General features: G+C 67.6%; 20 protein-coding genes. 18 read left to right on the forward strand and 2 right to left on the reverse strand.

Annotation, left to right across the window (positions count from 1 at the left end; genetic code table 11):
* Positions 1-34 precede the first annotated feature (34 nt).
* From BGO20_RS10380 to BGO20_RS10425, 10 genes are all read left to right on the forward strand, one after another.
* A complete protein-coding gene (locus BGO20_RS10380; RefSeq protein ID WP_291664712.1) occupies positions 35-1,474 on the forward strand; it encodes an FAD-dependent oxidoreductase in 1,440 nt (479 codons plus the stop codon).
* 1 nt (position 1,475) lies between these two features.
* Positions 1,476-3,131, forward strand: coding sequence for an FGGY-family carbohydrate kinase (locus tag BGO20_RS10385; RefSeq protein WP_291664713.1), 1,656 nt, complete (start codon positions 1,476-1,478; stop codon positions 3,129-3,131).
* Complete coding sequence (locus BGO20_RS10390; protein ID WP_291664715.1) at positions 3,128-3,856, forward strand: SDR family oxidoreductase; 729 nt, start codon at positions 3,128-3,130, stop codon at positions 3,854-3,856. The genes BGO20_RS10385 and BGO20_RS10390 overlap by 4 nt, the downstream gene beginning before the upstream one ends.
* Positions 3,857-4,009: 153 nt before the next feature.
* Complete coding sequence (locus BGO20_RS10395; protein ID WP_291664716.1) at positions 4,010-4,831, forward strand: metallophosphoesterase family protein; 822 nt, start codon at positions 4,010-4,012, stop codon at positions 4,829-4,831.
* A gap of 81 nt (positions 4,832-4,912) precedes the next feature.
* On the forward strand, positions 4,913-6,100 hold the full coding sequence (locus BGO20_RS10400) for an ABC transporter ATP-binding protein (protein WP_291664717.1): 1,188 nt from the start codon (positions 4,913-4,915) through the stop codon (positions 6,098-6,100).
* Positions 6,101-6,102: 2 nt separating this feature from the next.
* A complete protein-coding gene (locus BGO20_RS10405) occupies positions 6,103-7,026 on the forward strand; it encodes a carbohydrate ABC transporter permease (protein ID WP_465246024.1) in 924 nt (307 codons plus the stop codon).
* A 47-nt stretch (positions 7,027-7,073) separates the two neighbouring features.
* Complete coding sequence (locus BGO20_RS10410) at positions 7,074-7,901, forward strand: carbohydrate ABC transporter permease (RefSeq protein ID WP_291664770.1); 828 nt, start codon at positions 7,074-7,076, stop codon at positions 7,899-7,901.
* An 86-nt stretch (positions 7,902-7,987) separates the two neighbouring features.
* A complete protein-coding gene (locus BGO20_RS10415) occupies positions 7,988-9,259 on the forward strand; it encodes an ABC transporter substrate-binding protein (RefSeq protein ID WP_291664718.1) in 1,272 nt (423 codons plus the stop codon).
* 80 nt (positions 9,260-9,339) lie between these two features.
* Complete coding sequence (locus BGO20_RS10420) at positions 9,340-10,182, forward strand: phosphodiesterase (RefSeq protein WP_291664720.1); 843 nt, start codon at positions 9,340-9,342, stop codon at positions 10,180-10,182.
* On the forward strand, positions 10,179-10,970 hold the full coding sequence (locus tag BGO20_RS10425) for an inositol monophosphatase family protein (protein WP_291664722.1): 792 nt from the start codon (positions 10,179-10,181) through the stop codon (positions 10,968-10,970). Before BGO20_RS10420 ends, BGO20_RS10425 begins: the two co-directional genes overlap by 4 nt.
* Before the next feature lie 9 nt (positions 10,971-10,979).
* Here the strand turns inward: BGO20_RS10425 and BGO20_RS10430 are convergent, their stop codons facing one another.
* Complete coding sequence (locus tag BGO20_RS10430; RefSeq protein ID WP_291664724.1) at positions 10,980-11,936, reverse strand: sugar-binding transcriptional regulator; 957 nt, start codon at positions 11,934-11,936, stop codon at positions 10,980-10,982.
* A gap of 200 nt (positions 11,937-12,136) precedes the next feature.
* On the opposite strand from BGO20_RS10430, the gene BGO20_RS10435 reads away from it, so the two are divergent.
* The 3 genes from BGO20_RS10435 to ltaE all read left to right on the forward strand — a co-directional run bounded on the left by BGO20_RS10435 (position 12,137) and on the right by ltaE (position 16,190).
* The gene (locus BGO20_RS10435) at positions 12,137-13,177 is read left to right on the forward strand and encodes a zinc-dependent alcohol dehydrogenase (RefSeq protein WP_291664726.1); all 1,041 of its coding nucleotides are present in this window, start codon (positions 12,137-12,139) and stop codon (positions 13,175-13,177) included.
* 499 nt (positions 13,178-13,676) lie between these two features.
* The gene (locus tag BGO20_RS10440) at positions 13,677-15,056 is read left to right on the forward strand and encodes an L-serine ammonia-lyase (RefSeq protein WP_291664728.1); all 1,380 of its coding nucleotides are present in this window, start codon (positions 13,677-13,679) and stop codon (positions 15,054-15,056) included.
* Positions 15,057-15,134: 78 nt separating this feature from the next.
* Positions 15,135-16,190, forward strand: coding sequence for a low-specificity L-threonine aldolase (ltaE, locus tag BGO20_RS10445; RefSeq protein ID WP_291664730.1), 1,056 nt, complete (start codon positions 15,135-15,137; stop codon positions 16,188-16,190).
* A gap of 69 nt (positions 16,191-16,259) precedes the next feature.
* Here ltaE and BGO20_RS10450 read toward each other — a convergent pair whose 3' ends face one another.
* Positions 16,260-17,282, reverse strand: coding sequence for a LacI family DNA-binding transcriptional regulator (locus BGO20_RS10450; RefSeq protein WP_291664731.1), 1,023 nt, complete (start codon positions 17,280-17,282; stop codon positions 16,260-16,262).
* Positions 17,283-17,442: 160 nt separating this feature from the next.
* On the opposite strand from BGO20_RS10450, the gene BGO20_RS10455 reads away from it, so the two are divergent.
* Genes BGO20_RS10455 through BGO20_RS10475 form a run of 5 tightly spaced genes read left to right on the forward strand, consistent with a single transcriptional unit; the run spans position 17,443 to position 24,176 of the window.
* Complete coding sequence (locus BGO20_RS10455; protein WP_291664733.1) at positions 17,443-18,729, forward strand: ABC transporter substrate-binding protein; 1,287 nt, start codon at positions 17,443-17,445, stop codon at positions 18,727-18,729.
* Positions 18,730-18,734: 5 nt separating this feature from the next.
* Positions 18,735-19,757: a carbohydrate ABC transporter permease gene (locus BGO20_RS10460; protein WP_291664735.1), complete on the forward strand. Its 1,023-nt coding sequence runs from the start codon at positions 18,735-18,737 to the stop codon at positions 19,755-19,757.
* Entirely contained in the window at positions 19,754-20,806 is a 1,053-nt protein-coding gene (locus BGO20_RS10465; protein WP_291664737.1) for a carbohydrate ABC transporter permease, read from the forward strand. The genes BGO20_RS10460 and BGO20_RS10465 overlap by 4 nt, the downstream gene beginning before the upstream one ends.
* Positions 20,803-21,873: an ABC transporter ATP-binding protein gene (locus BGO20_RS10470; protein ID WP_465246025.1), complete on the forward strand. Its 1,071-nt coding sequence runs from the start codon at positions 20,803-20,805 to the stop codon at positions 21,871-21,873. The genes BGO20_RS10465 and BGO20_RS10470 overlap by 4 nt, the downstream gene beginning before the upstream one ends.
* A gap of 20 nt (positions 21,874-21,893) precedes the next feature.
* Complete coding sequence (locus tag BGO20_RS10475) at positions 21,894-24,176, forward strand: glycoside hydrolase family 31 protein (RefSeq protein WP_291664740.1); 2,283 nt, start codon at positions 21,894-21,896, stop codon at positions 24,174-24,176.
* Positions 24,177-24,208 lie beyond the last annotated feature (32 nt).

Consider the following 24,208-nt stretch of genomic DNA (forward strand, 5'->3'; position numbering starts at 1 on the left):
TGCTCCATCCGTGACACCCCGAAGGAACCTAGCCATGTCGACCGCTGCGACCCGCTTCATTGAGGAGCCGGCCCGCTCCATCCCCGTCTCGGCCGAATACGACGTGCTCATCGTCGGCGGCGGGCCATCCGGCATCACGGCTGCGCTGGCCGCCTCCGAGGACGGCCTGCGCGTCGGGCTGATCGAGAGCCGCAGCTTCGTCGGCGGCAACATGACGATCGGCCTGCCCGTGCTCGGCTTCCTCGGCCAGAAGGGCAACCAGATCATCGACGGTCTCCCGCAGAAATTCATCGAGCGCCTGCGCAAGGAGCGCGACGGGGCGAGCGAACACCGACCCTGCCCGCTGCATATGGGGATCACGCTGGTCGAGCCCGAGGCGGTGAAGACGGTGGCGCTGGAGATGCTGACGGAAGCCGGCGTCGACGTGCTGTTCTACACCTTCTTCGCCGGCGCCCTGGTCGAGAACGACACGATCCGCGGCGTCATCACCGAGAGCAAGAGCGGCCGCAACGCCATTCTCGCCAAGGTTGTGATCGATTGCAGCGGCGATGCCGATGTCGCCTACAGCGCCGGCGTCCCCACAGAGAAGGGCAACGAGCATGGCGGCATGCAGCCGCCGACGCTGATGTTCTGCCTCGCCGGCGTCGACACCGATACACTCAGGCTCTCCATCGCCAACGCTCCGCCGGCGGCGCGCACCTATCTCACCGACTTCATTCCCGCCGAGTATTTCGGCCAGAACCACCAGTTCATCGTCGTCGGCATGCGCGAACTGATGGCCAAGGCCAAAGCCGAGCGCGGCCTGCAGATCCCGAACGAGCGCACCATCATCATCACCGGCCTGAAGAAGGGCGAGGTCTGGATCAACATGACCCGCGTCAAGGGCACCGATGGCACGGACGCCCGCAGCCTGACCAAGGGCGAGATCGAGGGCCGCGCCCAGATCGACGACATCGTCACCTATCTGGTCAATTACGTGCCGGGCTTCGAGAAGGCCTATTTCACCAAAACCGCGCCCTTCCTCGGCATCCGCGAGACGCGCCGCATCCGCGGCCAATACGTGATGACGCAGGAGGACGTGCTCGCTTGCACCCATTTCGACGACGCGATCGCGGTGGCGAGCTATCCGATCGACATCCACCGCCCATCCGACGATGGCTGCACGCTGATCTGGTGCGGCGACTGCTACGACATCCCCTATCGCTCGCTGGTGCCGCAGAAGATCGGCAACCTGCTGGTCGCCGGGCGCAGTATCTCGGCGACCCATGAGGCGATGGGCGCGATCCGCGTGATGGCAACCTGCATGGCGATGGGCGAGGCCGCCGGCCGCGCCGCCAAGATCTCGGTGCGCGGCAACCGGCCCCCGGCCGACATCGACATTGAGGAATTGCGCCGCCAGCAGCTAGAGCGCGGCGTCTACCTGCGCAACCCCGACGGCACCCGCGCCGGGCCGCCGAACCGCGCTGCCGCCTGAGATGGCCGGGCACTTCATCGGCATCGATGTCGGCACCGGCAGCGTCCGGGCCGGCATCTTCGACCCGACCGGGCGCATGGTCGCGACCGCCAAGCGCGACATCGCGCTCTATCGCGACGGGCCGGATATAGCCGAGCAGTCGAGCGCGGATATCTGGCAGGCGGTCTGCGCCAGCGTGCGGGAGGCGATGCCCCAGTCTGGGCTCGGGCCGGACGATATCGCAGGGATCGGCTTCGACGCGACCTGCTCGCTGGTGGTGCTCGGGCCGGGCGGCAAGCCGCTGCCGGTCGGTGCTCACGACGACGCCAGCCGCGACATCATCGTCTGGATGGATCATCGCGCCATTGACCAGGCCGAGCGCATCAACGCGACGAAGCATCCGGTCCTCACCTATGTCGGCGGCACGATCTCGCCCGAGATGGAGACGCCGAAGCTGCTCTGGCTCCGGGAGAACCTGCTTGAGACCTATCACGCCGCCTGGCAATTCTTCGACCTGCCGGATTTCCTGACCTGGCGCGCAAGCGGCTCGCTGGCGCGCTCGACCTGCACGGTCACCTGCAAATGGACCTATCTTGCCCATGAAGGACGCTGGGACCCGAGTTATTTCCGCGAGATTGGTCTCGACGATCTCGCCGATGACAGCTTCTCCCGCATCGGCACCGAGATCGTTCCGGCCGGCACCGCACTCGGCAACGGGCTCACCGAACAGGCCGCCGCCGAGCTTGGCCTGAACCCCGGCACCGCCGTCGCCGCGGCGCTGATCGACGCTCATGCCGGCGGTGTCGGCTCGATCGGCGCACGCGCACCGCACGGCACGGCGTTGACCCGCATGGCCTATGTCTTCGGCACCTCGGCCTGCACCATGGCGAGCAGCGCCGAACCGATCTTCATCCCCGGCATCTGGGGGCCCTATTTCTCGGCGATGGCGCCGGGCCTCTGGCTGAGCGAGGGCGGACAATCCGGTGCAGGCGCCGCCATCGAGCAATTGATCGACTTCCATCCGGCCGTGCCCGAAGCGCAGCGCCTTGCCCAAGCCGAGGGCCTCTCGCTGGCGGACTGGCTCGCGACGCGGGCGACCCGGCATGCCGCCTCGCCTTCGGAAGCGGCCCGCCTCGCCGGCGACCTCATCGTCGTGCCGGATTTCCTCGGCAACCGCTCGCCCCATGCCGATCCGCAGGCGCGCGCCGTGATCGCTGGGCTCGGTATGGAGCGCGATCTCGACCATCTCGTCGCGCTCTATGTCGCGGGCCTGACCGGCATCGGCTACGGCCTGCGCCAGATCATCGAGGCCAGCCGCGCCATGGGCGCCACGATCGAGGCCGTCGTGCTCAGCGGAGGTGCCGGGCGCCATCCCCTGATCCGACAATTGCTCGCGGACTGCTCCGGGCTGCCAGTGCTCGTCCCCGACGACGTCGATCCCGTGCTTCTCGGCTCGGCCATGCTGGCCGCGAGTGCAGCCGGCGCCTACCCCGACCTTGGCGAAGCGATGACTGCGATGGCGCCGGGGGCCGCCGTCTTCACCCCTGCCGGCGGCGAGATCGCCGAACGGCACGCCCGGCGCCTTGCCGCCTTCGAGACGCTGCAGGTGGCCGCGCGCCAGGCGAGGGGGCTGATGCATCCGGCCCGACCTCAAGCCGTATCGGAGACCCCGACGTGACCCAGGAACTGACCGGAAAAACCGCAGCGATCACGGGCGCGGCCTCGGGGATCGGGCTGGCCTGCGCGAAGCGGCTGCTCGCGGCCGGCGCGCGCGTCGTCTTCATCGATCGTGACGGCGAGGCTCTCGCGCGGGCCTGTGAGCCGCTCGGCCCCGACGCCATTCCGCTCGTCGTCGACCTGACTGCCCCCACCTCCGTCGCCAGCATGCTGCCGGCGATCCTCGACAAGGCCGGTGCGCTCGACATCTTCCATGCCAATGCCGGTTCCTATGTCGGCGGGCCTGTGAGCGAGGGCGATCCCGATGCCTGGGACCGCATGCTCAACCTCAACATCAACGCCGTCTTCCGCAGCATCCATGCCGTGCTGCCGCACATGATCGCACGCAAGACCGGCGATATCCTCGTCACCAGCTCGGTAGCCGGCGTCGTTCCAGTGGTCTGGGAGCCCGTCTACACCGCCTCGAAACACGCGATTCAGGCCTTCGTCCATACGTTGCGCCGGCAGGTGATCCCCTATGGCCTACGCGTGGGGGCGGTGCTGCCCGGCCCCGTCGTCACGGCCCTGATCGCCGACTGGCCGCAGGAGAAGCTCGACGCCGAGCGCGCCCGCGGCGGACTCATCGAGCCAGAGGAGGTGGCGGAAGCGGTGCATTTCATGCTGACGCGCCCGCGCAATGTCACGATCCGAGACCTCGTCATCCTGCCGCAAAGCACGGATCTCTAGCCGGCAATCCTCTTCGCTCCCAGGAACGACAAGGCTCGAAAATACATTTGTGTCACAAAACATTCATTTGTATGGTTCAAGGCAAAGCCGCTGCCCGATGCTTGCTTCGGGGACAGACGGTCGCCCGATTACGTGGCGAACTCCGGAGGGAACATGCAGCGTATCGTGCAGATTTCCGACACCCATCTCAGCCCGACCAAGCGGCATTTCGCCGACAATTGGCAGCCGCTGACGGAGTGGCTTGTGGCACAGGCGCCGGACCTCGTCATCCATACCGGTGACGTCACCGTCGATGGTGCGGACGTCGATGAGGACATGCGCCATTGCCGTGCCTTGCTCGACGCCATCGGCGCTCCCGTCATCAGCATTCCCGGCAACCACGATGTGGGCGAGGCGCATCATCCGCACCAGCCGGTGGACGACGCGCGTCTTGCGCGTTGGCGCCGGCATCTCGGCGAGGATTTCTGGGTCCGCGATCTCGAAGAATGGCGACTGATCGGCCTCAACGCGATGCTGTTCGGCAGCGACGAGGCCGAGGAACAGCGTCAGCTCGCCTGGCTCGACCGGCAGATCGCCGGCGCGCAGGGCCGCAGGCTCGGCTGGTTCCTCCATCGCCCCCTCTTCATCCAGGAGCCCGACGAGGGCGATATGGGCTATTGGAGCGTGCCGCCCCGTCCGCGCGCGCATCTGCTCGATCTTGTGCGTCGCAACGAGGTGGCCTTCGTCGCCAGCGGCCATCTGCACCGCGCGCATGATTTCACCATCGCCGGCACGCGCTACATCTGGGGTCCATCCTCCGGCTTTGTCGTCGGCCCCGAACTGCAGCCCGGCATGGCCGGCACGACCACGCTCGGCGCCGTCTCCTATGCCTTCGACGGGCCGGATTTCACGGCCGAGATCCACGAGATACCCGCGCTCAAGACGCTCTGGATCGACGACGTCATCCATGAGGTCTATCCGCCGCGCGCCGCCTGACACGCCGCCCCGGCCGCCTGTGGGCGCCGGGCCGAAACACGCCCCACGAAGAGCCCGCAGGGCCGCAGAAAGGCGAACGCCATGGCCAAGGTCACACTCTCCTCGATTGCCAAGTCCTTCGGGCCGACGAAGGTGCTCGGCGGCATCGATCTCGACATCGCCGATGGCGAGTTCCTGACGCTGGTCGGCCCTTCGGGCTGCGGAAAGTCGACGCTGATCCGCATCATCGCCGGGCTCGAGCACCAGGACGGCGGCAGCGTCGCGATCGGCGGCAGCCGCGTCGACCAGCTGCGTCCGCATGAGCGGCGCGTCGCCATGGTCTTCCAGTCCTATGCGCTCTATCCGCATATGAGCGTGGGCGCGAACATCGCCCTGCCGCTGACCATGTCCCGTCTCTCGCTCTGGCAACGGCTGCCGCTGCTGCGGCAGCTCTCCCGCCGGCGCCGCAGCGTGATGCGCGGCATCGAGGCCGATGTCGCGGCGGTCGCCGAGCAGCTCCAGCTCGACCATCTGCTCGATCGCAAGCCGGCCCAGCTCTCCGGCGGCCAGCGCCAGCGCGTCGCGCTCGGTCGCGCCATGGTGCGCAATCCGGACGTCTTCCTGATGGACGAGCCGCTGTCCAATCTCGACGCCAAGCTGCGCGTCCACATGCGCACGGAGCTGGCCGAGCTGCACAAGCGGCTCGGTACCACCTTCATCTACGTCACGCACGACCAGGTCGAGGCGATGACGATGTCAGATCGCGTCGCGATGATGGATGCGGGCGCGGTGTTGCAGCTGGGCACGCCGTCCGAACTCTACGAGAAGCCCGCCTCGCTGAAGGTCGCGCAGTTCATCGGCAGCCCGGCGATCAACCTGCTGCCGGCCACGGTGATCGGCGGCGGGCGGCTGGAGCTCTTCGGCCGGCCACTGGCTCTGGCCGTGCCGCTCCCGCAGGGGCAGGCGGTGGCTCTCGGCATTCGCTCCGAAGCGCTCTCGCTCGCCCAGGGCGAGCCGGGAGAGGGCGGGCGCGCCTCGTTCTCCGCCCGGCTGCGGCGCAAGGAAAACCTCGGCGCCGAGTATATCCTGCACTTCGACCATGCCGGGCACGATGCCGTGAACGTGACGATGCGGACGAGCCCCGCCGTCGCGGCCGGCCTGCACGAAACCGCCGTGGTCACGCTCGGATTCGACGAGGCGGCCGCCCATCTCTTCGCGGCCGATGGGCATCGGATCGAGCCACGCGGGCATGGCGTCATGACGGGTTCCGTCGTGCCCCTGAGGGCCTGACCATGACGCTTGCACAAGCATCGCCCGCCGATTTTGCTCGGCCCGCACGCCGCCGCATCAGGATCGAGCGGCTGACCGGTCTCGGCTTCGCTCTCCCGGCCTTCGTTCTGCTGCTGCTGACCATGCTGCTGCCGCTCGCGGTGCTGCTCTGGCTCAGCCTCACGAATTACGAATTCGGCGGCGTAGACATGGATTGGGTCGGCCTCGCCAATTTCCAGAAGGCACTGGCCGATCCGATCATCCGGCGCTCGCTGGTCAACACGCTGCTCTATGTCGCCATCGTCGTGCCGGGCGGAGTGCTCGGCGCGCTGCTGATCGCCGTTCTGGTGCACCGGCGCACGCGCACGCGCTCCTTCTACGAGGTGGTCTACTTCCTGCCGGTCACCTCGACCCTGATCGCGATGGCGACGGTCTGGCAGTTCCTGCTCCACCCTTCGCTGGGACCGGTCAACGGCCTGCTGAAAGGCTTGGGCATCGGCCCGGTCGCCTTCCTGAGCGAGCCTTCGACCGCGCTGGCGACGCTGGCGGTGATCGGCATCTGGCAGCTTCTCGGCTTCAACATGATCCTGTTCCTGGCCGGACTGACCGCGATCCCGCGCGATCTCTACGAGGCCGCCGACATCGACGGCTGCTCCAGCGGCATCGACCGCTTCCTGACCATCACCTGGCCGCTGCTCGGGCCGACGACGATGTTCGTCCTGGTCACCACCATGATCACCGCCTTCAAGATCTTCGACACGGTGGCGGTGATGACGCGCGGCGGGCCGATCGGCTCCACCGAAGTGCTCCTCTACAACATCTATCTCGAAGGGTTTCAGTACTTCCACACGGGCTACGCCGCGGCGCTGACCTTCATCTTCCTCGCCTTCATTCTCGTCTTCTCGGCCGTGCAGACCTTCGCCCTCGACAGGAAGGTGCACTACTGATGACCGATCCCACGCTGCCCGCCGCTCCGGCCGCGCCCGTCCAACCGATGCTGCGCCGCTTCTTCTCGCTGATGCTGGTCCACGGCGTCCTGATCGCCGGCGCGATCTTCATGCTGGCGCCCTTCGTCTGGATGCTGGTCACCTCGATCAAGCCGCCGGCCGAGATCTTCAGCGCCGAGATTTCGCTCTGGCCCAAGCAGTTCTACGGGCTGGAGAACTACGGCTTCGCCATGGAAAAGGCGCCGCTGCTGCGCTTCGCGCTGAACGGCGTCATCCTCTGCGGCGGCATCCTGATCGTCCAGCTCCTCGTCGCGATCCCCTGCGCCTATGCGCTGGCCAAGCTGAACTTTCCCGGCCGCAACCTGCTCTTCGTGCTGGTGCTGCTGGGCCTGTGCATTCCCGTCCAGGTGCCGGCGATGCCGCTCTATATCGGGCTGGCCCAGCTCGGCCTGCTCAACACCTATTTCTCGATGATGGTGCCGTTCTTCCTCTCGGTCTTCGCCATCTTCCTGTTCCGCCAGTTCTTCCGCAGCTTTCCCGACGACATCATCAACGCCGCCCGGCTCGACGGCATGAGCGAGTTCGAGATCGTCTGGCGCATCGTCACGCCGAGCGCCTGGCCGGCGATCGCCGCCTTCTCGATCTTCTCGGCCGTGGCGCACTGGAACGACCTCTACTGGCCGCTGATCGTCATCTCCGACGCCAAGCTCGCGCCGCCGCCGCTCGGCATGATGTTCTTCGCCGATGCCGAGACCGGATCGAACTACGGCGCGCTGACCGCGGCTGCGACGATCCTGACCGCGCCCCTCGTCATCGCCTTCCTCGTCGCCCGGCGCAGATTCATCGACGGGATCACCATGACGGGGGTGAAGTAGGCGGCGCAGCCGCTACGCCACCCAGAATTCAGGCCTGAAGCAACTGAAACCGGACGGCTGTGCTGTCCATGCCAAGGAGATCACGCATGAAACCTCTCGGCAAAGCCTTTGCCGTGGCAGCATTCGCCCTCTTCGCCACGACGGCGGCCAGGGCGGAGCAGGTCACGCTGGACGTGCTCTATGCCTTCCCGGCCTTCGCCAAGTTCCACGAGCCCATCGCCGCAGAGTTCATGAAGAAGCATCCGGACATCAAGATCAATTTCAGGGCGCCGGCGGCGAGCTATGACGAAGGGCATCAGACGATGCTGCGTCAGTCCGTCACCAATCAGTTGCCGGACGTCTACTACTCCGGCTTCCACCTCTTGACCGAGCTCACCGAAGCGCTCGACAAGCGCAAGCAGATCGTCGACCTCGGCCCGCTGCTCAAGGCCGAACCGGAAGCCTGGCGCAAGGCCAACTATTCCGATGCGCTGCTCTCGCTCGGCCAGGTCGGCGGCAAGCAGGTCGGGCTCGCCTTCAACGCCTCGACACCGCTGATGTACGTCAATGCCGAGCTGGTGAAGAAGGCCGGCGGCGACCCCGACAAGATGCCCGACAACTGGGCCGATACGGTCGCGCTCGCCAAGAAGATCCATAGCGGCGACACGGCCGGACTTGCCTACAACATCCATGACTGGCCGGATGACTGGCTCTGGCGCGGCATCATCCAGCAGGGCGGGCATACCCTGCTCGATGCCAGCGGCAAGAAGGTCGCCTTCGGGGGCGATGTCGGCCTGAAGGCGCTGACGACCCTGCGCTCCTTCGTCACCGAAGCCGGCATGCCGCTGATCGACTGGGACCAGTCGCGCCAGCAGTTCATCGCCGGCAAGATCGGCATCTTCTTCGACACCCCTGCGCGCCTGCGCCAGGTGACCGACCTCGTCGGCGATCGCTTCACGCTGAAGACGGCGCTGTTCCCGATCGACGACAAGGCCAAGGGTACGCTCCCGACCGGGGGCAACGCCGCGATCATCACCGCGAAGGACCCGGCCAAGCAGAAGGCCGCCTGGGAGTTCGTGAAGTTCGTCACCGGGCCGGAGGCGCAGAAGATCGTCGTCGAGACCTCGGGCTACATGCCGACCAATCTGCGGACCGGCGAGGACGCGTTCCTCGGCTCGTTCTACAAGGACAACGCCAATTTCCGGACCATCAACGGACAGGTCAACCGCGCTTCGCCCTGGCAGGGTTATCCGGGCGGCAACTCGGTGCGCATCTGGCGCCAGCAGCGCGAGGTCGTCGCGGGCGTGATGCGCGGCGAGATCCAGCCCAAGGCCGGCATCGAGCGCATGGTGTCCGAGACAGAAGCCCTGATGAAGTAGGCCGAGGCTTCGCTCGTCAATGCGGCCGCCCGGCGCGACAGCCGGGCGGTCATGTCTCTTCCCTACCTTGGATATGTCCGATGATCATCGCCCAGCTCAGCGATTTCCACGCCCGGCCGCATGGCCGGCCCGCCTATGGCGTCATCGACACCAATGCAGCGATCCGGCGGGCCATCGACGCCGTGCTCGCGATGCCGCTCCAGCCGGACTGCGTGCTGGTGACCGGCGATCTTACGGATTGCGGTCTCGCCGAGGAATACGCGATCGTGCGTGACGAGCTCGAACGCTTGCCGATGCCGGTCTACCTGGTGCCCGGAAACCATGATCGCCGCGAGAATTTCGTGGCGGCGCTGTCGGCGCAGCGGGATTACCTGCCGAGCGATGGCCCCCTGAATTACGTGATCGAGGATTTTCCCGTCCGGCTGATCGGGCTGGACACGCTGGTTCCCGGCGAGAGTGGCGGCGCACTCAGCCCGGCGAGCGAGGCGTGGCTGGCGGAGACGCTGGCGGATGGGGGAGGGCGCCCCACGCTGGTCTTCATGCACCACCCGCCCTTCCGCGTCGCCGTGGATGGCATGGACGGCATCCTCTGCCGGGTCTCGCCGGGGTTCGCCGGCCTGATCGCCAAGCACCCGGAGATCGAGCGCATCGTCTGCGGTCACTATCATCGCCCGATACAGCGCCGCTTTGCCGGCACCGTCGGCTATGTCGCGCCGGGCACGGCCCATCAGGTCGCCCTCGATCTGCGGCGCGGAACCGAGAACCGCATGGTCATGGAGCCCCCGGCCTTCGCCGTGCATGCCTGGGATCCCGAAGCCGGGATCGTCAGCCATCTGCAGCCGATCGGCGACTACGGGCCGATCCGGGACTTCGTGCTCGATCCCGCCTATCCCGGCAAAACGGAGGCGACCGCAGCACAATGATCGAGCCGCGTCTTCTGAAGCTGCTCGATGAAGCCGAAGCGCTGGCGCGCCGAGCTGGCGAAACGCTGGTCCGGATGCAGGGCGGCGAGCTCGCCGTCGCGCGCAAGGAGCTCAACGACGTGGTCACCGCGGCCGACCTCGCCTCCGAGCGCCTCGTCATCGACGGCCTGCGTGCCCTGACTCCGGAAGCGGCGATCCTGTCGGAGGAGGCCGGCTTCTCGGGTTCGGAGCAGGCGCCGCGCTGGATCATCGACCCGCTCGACGGCACGGTGAACTATGCCTCCGGCCTGCCGTGGTTTTCCGTGACGCTGGCCTATCGCGAACACGGCCGGACCGTTCTCGGCCTGACGCATGCGCCGCTCGCCGGTCTCTCCGCACGCTTCGCGGAAGGTGGTATCGCGACGGTGGATGGCCGGCCGGCGCGCGTGTCGGAGACGAGGCGGCTGAGCGATGCCGTCGTTTCGATCTGCCTGACGTCGCACTATGCAGCCGGCGAAGCGGACCGGACGAGCGCGGTGATCCGCCGCCTCGCCGGCCGCTGCCGGGGCGTGCGGGTCATCGTCTCCGGTGGTCTGGAGATGTCTCTGGTGGCGGCCGGCCGGCTCGACGCCTTCATCGGGCTCAAGGCCGATATCGTCTCGCACGCCGCCGCGATGCCGCTGGTGCGCGCCGCCGGCGGGCAGGTGACGACCGTCGCCGGCCTCGACGCGCGCGATGAGGATCTTGAGAAGGTCGCGACGAACGGCCGTATCCACGCGGAACTGCTGGACGCCATCGCCGGCGCCTGAGCCTCGCCGTCAGGCTAGGGCGGGCGCTGGGCTCTCCAGGACGGCGGCTGCCGCATCCTCGTCCGTGATCAGCACCGAAGCGAGCCCGCCGCGCAGCGCAGCCGCGATGATCTCGGCCTTGTTGGCCCCGCCGGACGCCAGGATCACCGTGGGAATCCGGCGCAGATCCTCTAGCGGCAGAGCGATCGCGCGGTGATTGATCGGGTGGTCGATGGCCCGGCCGCGACGATCGACGAACTGGCCCAGCATGTCACCGACCGCGCCCGCCCGGGCCAGCTCCCCGACACCGACGTCGCCCGGCAGGCCGTACCGCACCAGCAGCGAGCGTTCGCTCAGGTCGCCCGCGCTCAGGATCGCGACATCGGTTGCCTGGATGCGCCGGAAGGCGGCCTCGAACACGTCCTGGGCCACGATCGTATCGCGTGATTGCGGCGTGCCGGCATAGATCGGAGCCGCGAGATAGTGGCATTCGGCCTGCCAGAGCCTGGCGAAGCGGCTGGCGATCTCGAAGGTGTTGATCTCGATGCCGTAGGTCAGGCCTCCCATCATCGCGGTGACGGCGAGATCGCGATACTGCCCGCCCCGGATGTGGCGGATGGTTTCCCGCAAGGTGCCGCCCCAGCCGACACCGACGATGCCGGACGGCTTGTCCTCGACGAACCGCGAGACGAAGTCGCCTGCGGCCTTGCCGATCTGGGCGGCCACCTGATCGGGATCGACCGGGCTCGGGACGACGACCGCCTCCTTGAGACCGAACGCGGCGATCAGCTCGCGCTCCAGCCTGACGCAGCTCTCCAGCCGGGAGTTGATCGTGATGTTGACCAGCCCGCTGCCGCGGGCCTCGACCAGGAGCCGGTTGACGCGAAGTCGCGTCATCTTCAGCCGGTCGGCGATCTCCGCCTGGGTCAGCCCCTCCATATAGTAAAGCCAGGCGGCTCGTACCTGGGTCTGCGGCTCCTCCGGCATAGCGGCATCCTGATGCGATGGGCAGGCCCGCCTGCGGCTCGGCGCGGCGGGGTCGGCATGGTCTACCAGCTTGGCTTACATCGCTTTCGCGCTCTCCCACAACGTGCAGGCTCGCGCCGCTTCGCGCTTGACGCAAACCAATGTAAAATAGAAAATACATATGTTGAAGAATCGCGTTGCGAACCGGGTACCGCCCTCCGATGTCACATGCCCTTTTCCTTCACGCCGCGGGGGATGCCCGCGTCGCGCCGTTCAACCTGCGCGAGGGGGCAGCGGGCGAAACGCTGCTCGACGTCGCGGCCGTGGGGCTCTGCGGCAGCGACCTGCATTATTACAAGGACGGTGGCATCGGCTCTGCCGTGATCTCGACGCCCTTCGTGCCGGGCCATGAATTCAGCGGCTGGTTGACGGAGGACCTGCCGGGACTCGGTCTGGCTCGCGGAACGCTGGTCGCGGTCGATCCCAATCAGGCCTGCGGGCATTGCGAGCATTGCCGGAGCGGGCATCCCAATCTGTGTCCCGAGGTCGTCTTCATCGGGGCTCCTCCGCATGACGGGGCGATGACGGAACGAATCTGGGTGCCGAAATCGCAGATCGTCTCTGTGCCGGAGAGCTTCTCGCCGAGCGATGCGGTGATGCTCGAACCGCTCGGCGTCGCGATTCATGCGGTGGATCTGGCCAGGCCGCGGTTGCTGGAGCGGGCTGCGCTGATCGGCTGCGGACCGATCGGCCTGCTGATCCTGCAAGTCCTGCGGACTGCCGGAGCCGGCGAGATTCTCGCCTGCGATCCGCAGCCGCATCGCCGCGAGCTGGCGTTGAGGCTGGGAGCGAGCAAGGTCGGCGCCAGCGTCGCGGATATCGGCGAATGGACTCGTGGTGAAGGATTGCCGTTGGTCATCGAGGCGACCAATGCGCCCGAAGGGTTTCGCGACGCCATCCGTGCCGCCCGTATCGGCGGTCGCGTCGTGCTGGTCGGCATCCCGGACGGCGACAGCTACGTGATCCCGGCGGCGGAGGCCCGGCGCCGCGGCCTGAACATCAAGTTCTCGCGCCGGATGGGGCATGTCTATCCGCGCGCCATCGCGCTGGTGGAGGCGGGCAAGGTCGATGTCGAGGCCGTGGTCAGCCATCGCTTCCCGCTCTCTGAGGGGCCGGCTGCCTTCCGCCGTCATGCCGCCAACGAGGCGGGCATGGTGAAGAGCCTGATCTATCCGGGCGGCTGGCCCGCCGCGCAGCGCTGACAGCCCGACACCCGGTCGAGCCCGTCGAGGCCGGGCAGGACGTGGCATCGATCGCAAGCGATCTGGTTCGCCGCCCGTCAGGCGCCGCGTCTCGTCGGCCGCGCCGGCTAACGACTTCGGCGGCGAGACCCCGCGCATCGTCATCGGGGCGCCGGGCGACAACGTCATCGCGCCGGCGGGGGCGCAAGACCTCGTGGACATGCTCGACTTCGGCATGTCGCCCTCCGAGGCCGTCGCGACCCCGGCGCCATCGCCGCGTCGACATCCAACCGCATCCGTCGCAGCGCCGCCACCGAGCTCGTCGAGACGGGTTATGACGTCAAACGCTCCGTCCAGACGTTTCCTTTCGCCGCCCGTCATGCGATCGGAAGCGTCGATGGTCAGTGTTTCGGCGGAGCCGACCCGCAGCGCGACGGGCGCGGCGATTTCCGCCTGGGGCGCGGCCGACAGCCGAAGCCGCCCTTCGGGTGCCAGCAGACGGTTTTCGAGGGGGGTGGTCATGTTCCTGAGCGTGTTCGACGTGTTCAAGATCGGTATCGGGCCCTCGTCGTCGCACACGATGGGGCCGATGACGGCCGCGGGACGCTTCCTCGATCTCTTGCGCGAGCATCCCTCCCGTGCGGAGGCAGCGGCCTTGGGGGCAACGCTGCATGGCTCGCTCGCCTTCACCGGAAAGGGCCACGCCACCGACCGCGCCGTGGCGCTCGGCCTGCTCGGCTGGACGCCGGCCCGGTTCGATGGCGACGCTGCCGAACGGCAGCTCGCCGAGCTGGGGCGCGAGCGCAGGCTGCGGCTCGCTGGGCTGCCGCCACTGGCCTTCGATCCAGCCGTCGATATCGTCTTCGACTACGGCCCGCCTTTGCCCGGACACGCCAACGGGCTGGTGCTCTCGGCCCGGGCTGCGGATGGGGCGGTCTTGCTGTCCGAGACCTATTACTCGATCGGCGGCGGGTTCGTGGTGACGGCGCAGGAGCGTGATGCGCGCCCCAATGCCAGTGAGGATGCCGGCTGGCCCTATCCCTTCGCGAATGCGGCGGCGATGCTCGGCATGGCCCGCGAGAGTGGACTTTCGATCGCGCAGATGAAGCATGCGAACGAGCTGCACCTTCGATCGCGGGAGGAGGTCGAGCGTGGCCTCGCCGATCTCTGGTCGGTCATGAACGACTGCATCGAACGCGGCCTGGATCGGGAGGGCGAGCTGCCGGGCGGGCTGCATGTGCGCCGCCGGGCGGCGAAGATCTATCGGCAGCTGCTGGCGGAGCGACAGTCCAACCGCTTGCAGCCGCATGCATCGGCGGACTGGCTCAGCGTCTACGCGATGGCCGTCAACGAAGAAAACGCCGCCGGGGGCAGGGTCGTGACCTCGCCGACCAACGGCGCGGCCGGCGTCGTGCCGGCGGTGCTGCGCTACTATCTCGACCATTGCATCGGAGCGGAGCCCGGCAAGGTCGCCGACTTCCTGCTGACGGCCGCGGCGATCGGCGGGTTGATCAAGCACAACGCCTCGATCTCCGGGGCCGAGGCCGGTTGCCAGGGCGAGGTCGGCTCGGCCGCTGCGATGGCCGCGGCCGGGCTCTGCGCGGTGCTGGGCGGCTCGCCGGCCCAGATCGAGAACGCGGCCGAGATCGCGCTGGAACACCATCTCGGCATGACCTGCGACCCGGCCGCCGGATTGGTCCAGGTGCCCTGTATCGAGCGCAACGGCATCGGCGCGATCAAGGCCGTCGCAGCCGCGTCGCTGGCGCTGCGCGGCGACGGCTCGCATTTCATGCCGCTGGACAATTGCATCGAGGCGATGAGGCAAACCGGCGAGGCCATGAATGAGCGCTTCAAGGAAACCAGCCTCGGAGGCCTCGCGGTCAACCTGCCGGAGTGCTGAGGCCACCCCCCGCTTTTTGCATGATGGGCAGGGCGCGTGCCCGATAGGGTACGCAGGCTGCCAGTAAGGATCGGATCGATGATCGTGGATGACTTCCGTTCGGATACGGTGACGCGCCCCGGCGCCGGGATGCGGGCCGCGATGGCGGCCGCGGAAGTCGGGGATGCCGTCTACGACGATTGTCCGACGACCAGGCGGCTGGAAGCGATGAGCGCCGAGCGGCTGGGCAAGGAAGCCGCCCTGTTCTTCCCGACGGGCACACAGGCGAACCTCGCCGGGCTGATGGCTCATTGCGGCCGTGGCGATGAATACATCGTCGGGCAGATGGCCCACACCTATCGACTCGAGGGCGGCGGCGCGGCCGTGCTGGGCTCGATCCAGCCGCAGCCGCTCCCCAATGAGCCGGACGGCACGATCGCGCTCGATGCGATCGCCGGCGCAATCAAGCCGGACGATTTCCATTTCGCGAGGACGCGTCTCCTGGCGCTGGAAAACACGTTCAATGGTCAGGTGCTGCCGGATGCCTATCTCGAGGCTGCGACCGGGCTTGCGCGCTCCCGCGGTCTTGCGACCCATCTCGACGGCGCGCGCCTGATGAATGCCGCCGTGGCGAGCGGCCGGGACGCGGCCTGGATCGCCGCCCAGTTCGACACCGTTTCGATGTGCCTCTCCAAGGGGCTGGGGGCGCCGGTCGGGTCGGTGCTCGTCGGCCCGCGGGAATTCATCGAGACGGCGCGCCGGATCAGGAAGATGCTGGGCGGCGGCATGCGCCAGACCGGCGTTCTCGCTGCGGCCGCGATCTATGCGATCGAACGCAATATCGCGCGCCTCGACGAGGATCACCGCCGCGCAGCAGCTCTGTCGCAACTGCTGATGCGCTATCCCGAACTCGGCGCCGGGCCGGCCCGCACGAACATGGTCTTCATGACGCCGAAGGCACTCGACACCAGCGCCTTCGCTGCCTTCCTGCGCAGCCGCGGCATCGGCGTCAGCGGCCGCTACGGGACACTGCGCTGGGTCACCCATCTCGACGTCGACGATGCTGCCGTGCAGCGCGTCGGCGAGGCGTGCGAGCACTTCTTCGAGCGGCAGGCGTCGCCGGTCCCGGCCCGGGCTCCTGCCCTCGGCGGCTGAAGCCTCCGGTCGCCAGTGGCTCGCGCCCGATGGCCTGCCTGTATGCCTGGGCCCTTTGGCCCCGCTGCGCTAGATCAGCGGTTGATGCGGCACGTAGACCTCCGAGGCCTCGGCCCCGCTCCACTGCGAGCGCAGCTGCTCGAGAACATGCTGGCCGAACGTCTCGTAGGGGATGCGGATGGAGGTCAGCCAGGGTGCGATCCAGTTGTTGATCGCATTGCCGTCGACACCGACCAGCGCGCAGTCGCGCGGTATCGCGAGATCGGATTCGGCCGCGAGCCGATACGCCCCGTAGGCAATCATGTCGCTGACGCAGAGCACGCCGCGCGGCCAGCCTCCGCCCGCGACCAGAGCCCGCGCCGCGGCGTAGCCGATTTCGATGTGCGAGAGCCCGGGCGCGCTCGCCCGGCGGATCGCGTCGGCCGGCACGCCCTGCGCGACGAGCCGGTCGACGAAGCCTGCGGCACGCTCGGCGGTGCTGGACGCGTTCTCGGCGGCGAGCAGCACCGCCGGACGCTCGATGCCGCGCGCCAGCATGAAATCGGCGGCGTCGGCGCCTGCCGCGCGATTGTCGATGCCGACATAGGGGCCGCCGCCCAGCGGGTTGCGCCGGGCGACGAAGACGACGGGCTCGCCGCGCCCGAGCGTCTGCTCCAGCCCTTTGCTGCGCACGGCGCTCACCAGAACGTAGCCGGCGACGAGCTGGTCCCGCATCGCCTGCAGATAGTCGTCCTGCAGCTCGGGGCGGTCGTGCGTGTCGCAGAGGATCATGACGTAACCGGCTTTTCGCAGCGCCGCCTCCGTCGACACGGCGATGGCGGCCATTGCCGGGTTGTCGAGATTGGGAGAGAGCATGGCGACCACTCGGCTCGTGCGGCGGCGCAGGGCGCGGCCGACCGGGCTGGGGCGGTAGCCGAGGCGCTCGATCGCCTCGGCGACGCGGGCGACGGTCTCGGCCGAGGCGCGTCCGTTCTTACCGTTGACGATGCGGGACACCGTCGCGACAGAGACGCCGGTATCCTGCGCCACCGTCGCGAGCGAAACGGATTCGTGCCGCAGCCTGCCTGACTTCCCTATCGCTCTGGGCGTCATGTCGTGGCCCGCCTCCTGCGCCCTGTCCGCCGCCTGCCGGATCGGCCCGGCTTACCCAGCCATGCCGTTTCATCGACCGGTTGACAATCAAGGCAAACGTTTGCCTTACTGGTTGTCAAGACGCCCGATGAGGCGTCGTGCTCGTTCAGGGATGGAGCCCATGCAGAGGAAGCACTGGATTTCCGCGTTCGCCACGACGGCCGGCCTCGCCATCGGCCTCCTCGCCACGACCGCTTTCGCCCAGACCACGGTGCGCATCGCCTGGTATTCCGACGGCAACGAGGGCGAGGTCGTCTCCGATCTCCTGAAGCGCTTCGAAGCGCAGAACCAGGACATCAAGGTCGTGCTCGACCAGGTGCCCTACAAGGCGATCACCGAGAATCTGCCGGTTCAGCTCGCCTCGGGGCAGGGACCGGACATCGCCCGCGTCGTCGATCTCGGCGGCGTCGCCCGCTACGCGCTCGACATGCGTCCGTATCTGAAGGACGCCTCCTACTGGGAAAAGAATTTCGGGCCGTTCCTGCCCTGGATGCGTCCCGAGGGCGATTCCAGCGCGATCACAGGCTTCATGACGCAGCTCACCGTCACCGGCCCCTTCGTCAACAAGACGCTGTTCGAGCAGGCGGGCATCGCCATGCCCGGCGCCAAGGCGACCTGGGAGGAGTGGGGCAAGGCGGTCAAGGCCGTGGCGGAGAAGGTTCAGGTGCCGTTCCCGCTGGCGATGGATCGCTCCGGCCACCGCTTCTTCTCGGTCGCCGTGTCCGAAGGCGCGAAGGTCTTCGACGCCAAGGGCGAGCCCGCCGTGATCGACGACGGCTTCAAGCGCGCCGCCAAACTCGTCTACGACTGGCACAACGACGGTGTGATGAAGAAGGAGCTCTGGGGCTCGGTCTCGGGCACGGCCTATCGCGGCGCCAATGACGAGTTCAAGAACGCCCAGGTCGTGATGTACCAGTCTGGCTCCTGGCAGATTTCCCAGTTCGACAAGACGGTGGGCGACGCGTTCGACTGGGTCGCGGTGCCCTCGCCCTGCGGCCCGGGCGGCTGCTCCGGCATGCCCGGCGGGGCGGGACTCGTCGCCATCAAGACGACCAAGCATCCCGAGGCCGTCGCCAAGGTGATGGACTACCTCGCCAGCGAGCCCGTGCTGAGCGAGTTCTACGCCCGCTCGCTCTTCGTGCCGGGCCATCTCGGCATCGCGGCCAAGGGGCTCGACTACAAGAACGCCAGCCCGCAGGCCAAGGCTGCGCTCAAGGTCTTCTCGGACCAGGTCGCCCAGCTCTCGCCCGTCGCCTACAGGCTGCAGGGCTACGTCAACAACCGCGTGATCTTCAACGCCGTGATCAGCCGTCTCGGCCAGGCGATCTCGGGCGAGACCACGCTCGACGAGGCCTACAAGCGCATTGAATCCGACGTCGCCCAGCAGATTGCCGAGCGCAAGAAGTAAGGCCCATGGCCTCCGCCGAAACAACGCCGCGCCGCCATGGTACGGGCGCCGCCGGCCTCTTCGCCGCGCCGCTCGCGCTCCTGATGCGGCTCGTGGACTGGCCGATGCAGGCGCTGCAGCGCCTGATCGGCGAGCGGCGCATGGCCTACGTCTTCATCCTGCCGAACCTCGCCTTCTTCTCGCTCTTCGTCTTCCTTCCGCTCGTCATCAATTTCGTCTTCTCGGTGACGGGCGGGGCGGGGCTGTTCCCGAGCGAGCGCCCCTATGTCGGAGCCGAGCAGTACGGCTATCTCTTCGACTGCGGATCATATCTCGATCCATCCTCCTGCCGCGAGGATCATTTCTGGCGCGGCGTCGCCAACACCGCCCGCTTCACGGTCTTCCAGGTCACGGCGATGGTGCTGTTCTCGCTGCTGACCGCCGTGGTGCTGAACATGCGGATTCGCGCGCGCGGCTTCTTCCGGGCGGTCTACTTCTTCCCCGTGCTGCTCTCGCCCGTTGTCGTGGCGCTGACCTGGAAGTGGATCCTGCAGCGTGACGGTCTGCTCAACGCCGCCATCACCTCGCTCGGCGGCGAGCGCATCCTGTTCCTGGTCGATCCGAGCTGGGCGATGTTCTGGATCGTCTTCGTCTCGGTCTGGGCCCATATGGGCTTCTACACGCTGATCCTGCTCGCGGGCCTGCAGGCGATCCCGGCCGATCTCTACGAGGCGGCCGAGATGGACGCCACGCCGCGCTGGCGGGTCTTCTGGCGCATCACCCTGCCGCTGCTCTGGCCCAACATGATCGTCGTCATCGTGCTGGCGCTGATCAAGGGCGTGCAGACCTTCGACGAGGTCTTCGTGCTGACCGGCGGCGGGCCGGGCACCGCCACCGTGATGATCGTGCACTACATCTACGAGACGGCCTTCGCCAATCAGGTCCAGAATTTCGGGCTGGCGGCCGCGGCCTCCGTCGTGCTCGGCGTCGTGTTGTTCGCGCTCACCCTGCTCCAGCTCGCGGTCAGCCGCCGCAAGGGGGCCGCATGAGCCTCGTCGCCAAACTGGCCACCGCCCGGCGCAAGCCCGGCCGCTGGCATTGGACCGATGTCGCGGCCTATGCCTATCTGGCGCTCGGCGTCGTGCTGATGTTCGGGCCCGTGCTCTGGCTCGGCCTGTCCTCCTTCAAGACTCAGGCCGGCCTGCTCGAATTCCCGCCGACCCTGCTGCCGATGTCGCAAAAGGAGGTGACGGTCCCGGGTCAATCCCAGCCGCTGCCGCTCTTCGAGGTCGAGATGCCGGACGGCTCCAAGCGCGTGCTGGCGCAGCTCCGCCGCATCGGCATCCAGGCGCAGATGGTCGACCCGGCCAAGCCGGGCGAGACGATCCGCGTTCCCATCGACAAGCGCACGCCCGTCCGCGAGTTCAAGCTCGCCACCGAGAACTATACCGAGCCGCTGGAGCGCTTCGCCTTCACCCGCTTCCTGTGGAATTCCGTCTTCGTCACGCTGGTCGCCACGATCATCACGCTGATCATCAACTCGATGGCGGCCTATGCACTCTCGATCTACGAGTTCAAGGGCAAGACGGCGGTGATGCTGATGGTGATCGGCACGCTGATGATCCCGATCACCATCATCCTGGTGCCGGTCTATCTGGTCGTCACCAAGCTCGGCCTCGTCAATTCGCTCTGGGCGGTGATCCTGCCGGGCGCGGCGACCCCGACCGGCGTCTTCCTGCTGCGTCAGTACATGCTGACGCTCCCGCGGGACCTGATCGAGGCCGCGCGCATGGACAAGGCCTCGGAATGGCAGATCTACTGGCGTATCGTCATGCCGCTCGCCATGCCGGCGCTGGCCGTGCTCGCGATCTTCTCGATCATGTGGCGCTGGAACGAGTTCCTCTGGCCGCTCGCGGTGCTGACCAAGACGGAGTCCTACACGCTGCAGATCGGCCTCAACGCCTTCCAGGGCGAGCTCCAGACGCAATGGCACTACCTGCTGGCGATGACGGTCGTGTCGCTCCTGCCGGTCGCGCTGGTCTTCGTCTTCCTGCAGCGCTTCATCACCACCGGCATCGCCAACACGGGAATGAAATAATGGCCGGCCTGAAGCTTTCCGGTGTCCGCAAGGCCTATGGTGCGACCACGGTGTTGCACGGCATCGATCTCGACGTTGCCGATGGCGAGTTCGTCGTCTTCGTCGGTCCCTCCGGCTGCGGCAAGTCGACCCTGCTGCGCTCGATCGCGGGGCTGGAGGAGATCACCGGCGGAACGATCGCGATCGACGGCGCTGACGCAACCCACCTGCCGGCATCCGAGCGCGGCCTCGCCATGGTGTTCCAGTCCTACGCGCTCTATCCGCATATGACCGTCCGGGCGAACATGGCCTTCGCGCTGGAGAACATGGGCCTGCAACGCGCGGAGATCGACAAGCGCGTGAAGCGCGCTGCCGAGATGCTGCGGCTGACCGATTATCTCGAGCGCAGGCCCAAGGCGTTGTCCGGCGGCCAGCGCCAGCGCGTCGCCATCGGCCGTGCCATCGTGCGCGATCCGAAGATCTTCCTGTTCGACGAGCCGCTCTCGAACCTCGACGCGGAATTGCGCGTCGCCACCCGCAAGGAGCTTGCCGCCCTCCATGCCGAGATCGGCGGCACGATGATCTATGTGACCCACGATCAGGTCGAGGCGATGACGCTGGCGCATCGCATCGTCGTGCTGCAGGGCGGGCGGATCGAGCAGGTCGGCACGCCGCTCGATCTCTACAACCGCCCCGACAACCTCTTCGTCGCCGGCTTCATCGGCTCGCCGCGCATGAACCTGCTGCCCGGCCGCGTGACGGCAGCCGGCAAGGTCGCCCTGGGCGAGGGCGCCCATGAGGTCGCCTGCGCCACCGGCAGCCTCGCCGCCGGCAGCAAGGTCACGCTCGGTATCCGCCCGGAGCATCTGGCGCTGGCGCCGGGCGGGCTGGGGCTGCCGCTCTCGATCGAACTGGTCGAGCGGCTTGGCGGCGAAAGCTACCTGTACGGAACCGCCGCCGGCCTGCCGCAGATCACGCTCCGGCTCGACGGCCAGAGCGAGCATGAGCGAGGCCACGAGGTCGCGCTCGCCTTCCCGCAGCAGAGCCTTCACCTGTTCGACGAAGCCGGCCGGGCGATCCGGCCCTAGAGACTGCCGAGAGAGATTCCATGAAAGCCCTCAGCCAAGGCCGCTATCTCGGCCGCGATGGCGAAGCCGCCCTGTTCGACCTGGGGCTCGGCTACACGCTCTCGCTGCGCATCCTCGAAGGCGATATCGGCCGCGTCACGTTGAAGCCGCGGGACGGCTACCGGCTCGATCGCGGCTGGTCGATCGCGCCTGGAGGGGTGGAGCCGCCCTATGAGGGCCGTCCGCGCGACAGCGTGGAGGGCTTCTCATGCCCCCGGACGCTGGTGAAGCAGGACGAAGGCAAGGTCTTCCTCACGGCAGGGCATCTGAGCGCCGAGGTCACGCTCTCGCCCTTCGGCATCGCCTGGTATCGCGTCGGCGAGGACAAGCCCTTCCTGCAGGACCGCACCACCCAGGCCTATCTCGTCTCGCCCCGCACCGGCGCGCTCGCGCATTTCATGACCCGCGACTACAGCGAGCGCCATTACGGCCTCGGCGACAAGGCAGGTCCCCTCGACCGCACCGGCCGCCGCTTCGCCATCGACGCGGTCGATCCCTGCGGCTTCGACGCCGAACTCTCCGACCCGCTCTACAAGATGTTGCCCTTCTTCATCGTCGACGGGCCGGCCGGAGCGCATGGCATCTACTACGACAACCTCTCGACGGGCAGCGTCGATTTCGGCTGCACGCTCGACAATTACCACGGCCTGTTCCGCTCCTGGAAAGGCGATGACGGCGACCTCGACTATTACGTCGTGGCCGGCCCGACCGTGCCTGATGTCGTGCGGCGCTTCTCCTGGCTGACCGGCGGGCAGGCTTTCGCGCCGCTCTGGTCCTTCGGTTTCGGCGTCACCTCGATGGCGATCGCCGATGCGCCCGACGCCGATGCCCGCATCAGCGATTTCATCGGCAAGCTCGAGACCCATCGCATCCCCTGCGACAGCTTTCATTTCGGCTCGGGCTACACGCAGATCGGCCATCGCCGCTACGCCTTCAACTGGAACCGCGACAAGTTCCCGGATCCGAAAGCGACGATGCAACGCCTGAACGATGCCGGCATCTTCACGGTCGCCAATCTCAAGCCCTGCCTGCTCGACGACCACCCGCGCCTGCAAGAGGCGCTCGACGGCGATTTCCTCGTGCGCGACGGCGACAGCGGCAAGCCGGCCGTCGCCCAGTTCTGGGACGGGCTCGGCTTCCATCTCGACTACACCAACCCCAAGGGCCGGGCCTGGTGGCGAAACGGCATCGAGACAGCCTTGCTCGACTACGGCTTCACCACCGTCTGGAACGACAACAACGAATACGAGATCTGGGACGAGGACGCGCTGTGCGACGGCGACGGGCGCCCCTTCCGCCAGGCTCTGGCGCGCCCGGCGCAGCCGTTGCTGATGACCAAGCTCTCCTACGAAGCGCAGGCTGCGCGCGAACCGGGCAAGCGGCAATATGCGATCACGCGCGGCGGCTGCGCCGGCATTTCGCGCTATGCGCAGACCTGGTCCGGCGACAACGAGACCGCCTGGAAGACGCTGCGCTACAACCTGACCCAAGGCCTCAACATGAGCCTGTCGGGGATGTTCTCGACCGGCCACGATGTCGGCGGCTTCCACGGCCCGACACCCGGTCCCGAACTCTTCGTGCGCTTCAACGAGTTCTGCAGCCTCTGGCCGCGCATGGTCATGAACTCCTGGAACGATGACGGCGTCGTCAACCTGCCCTGGATGTACCCGGAGATGGTGCCGCAGGTGCGCGAAGCGATCGCGCTGCGCTACCGGCTGATGCCTTATCTCTACACGCTGATGTGGCGCGCCAGCCGCGACGGCACCCCGGCCATCCGCCCGCTGCTGTGGGACTTCCCGCAGGACGCGACGGCCGTGAAGACCGACGATGCCTTCATGCTCGGACCGGACGTGCTGGTCGCGCCGGTGCTGGAGGAGGGCGCCCTGGAACGCAGCGCCTACCTGCCGGAGCACGCAGGCGGCTGGTACGACTGGCATACCGGCAAGCACTTCGACGGCGGCGCGAGCGTGACCGTGCCGGCACCGCTCGGTCGCCTGCCGGTTTTCGTGCGCGCCGGTGCGCTGATCCCGCTTGGCGATCCCACTGGCATCGGTGATCTGCGCGAGGTGCTGGTCTGCGGGCTGGTCGAGGGGGCGACCGGCGAGCTTTACGAGGACGACGGCGAGACGGCCGACTGGCGCGGCACCGGCGGAACCCTCATTCGCTTCCGGGTCCGCGACGGCGAGATCGCGATCACGCAGGAAGGCGAGGATGCGCCCTTCGTCGACCGGATCGCGATCCGTCGGATCAGCGACGACATCTGATCCGACCCGGCGTCATGCGGTCGCGCGAACCT

The sequence above is a fragment of the Allobosea sp. 67-29 genome, assembly GCF_001898115.1.
Lineage (GTDB): Bacteria > Pseudomonadota > Alphaproteobacteria > Rhizobiales > Beijerinckiaceae > Allobosea.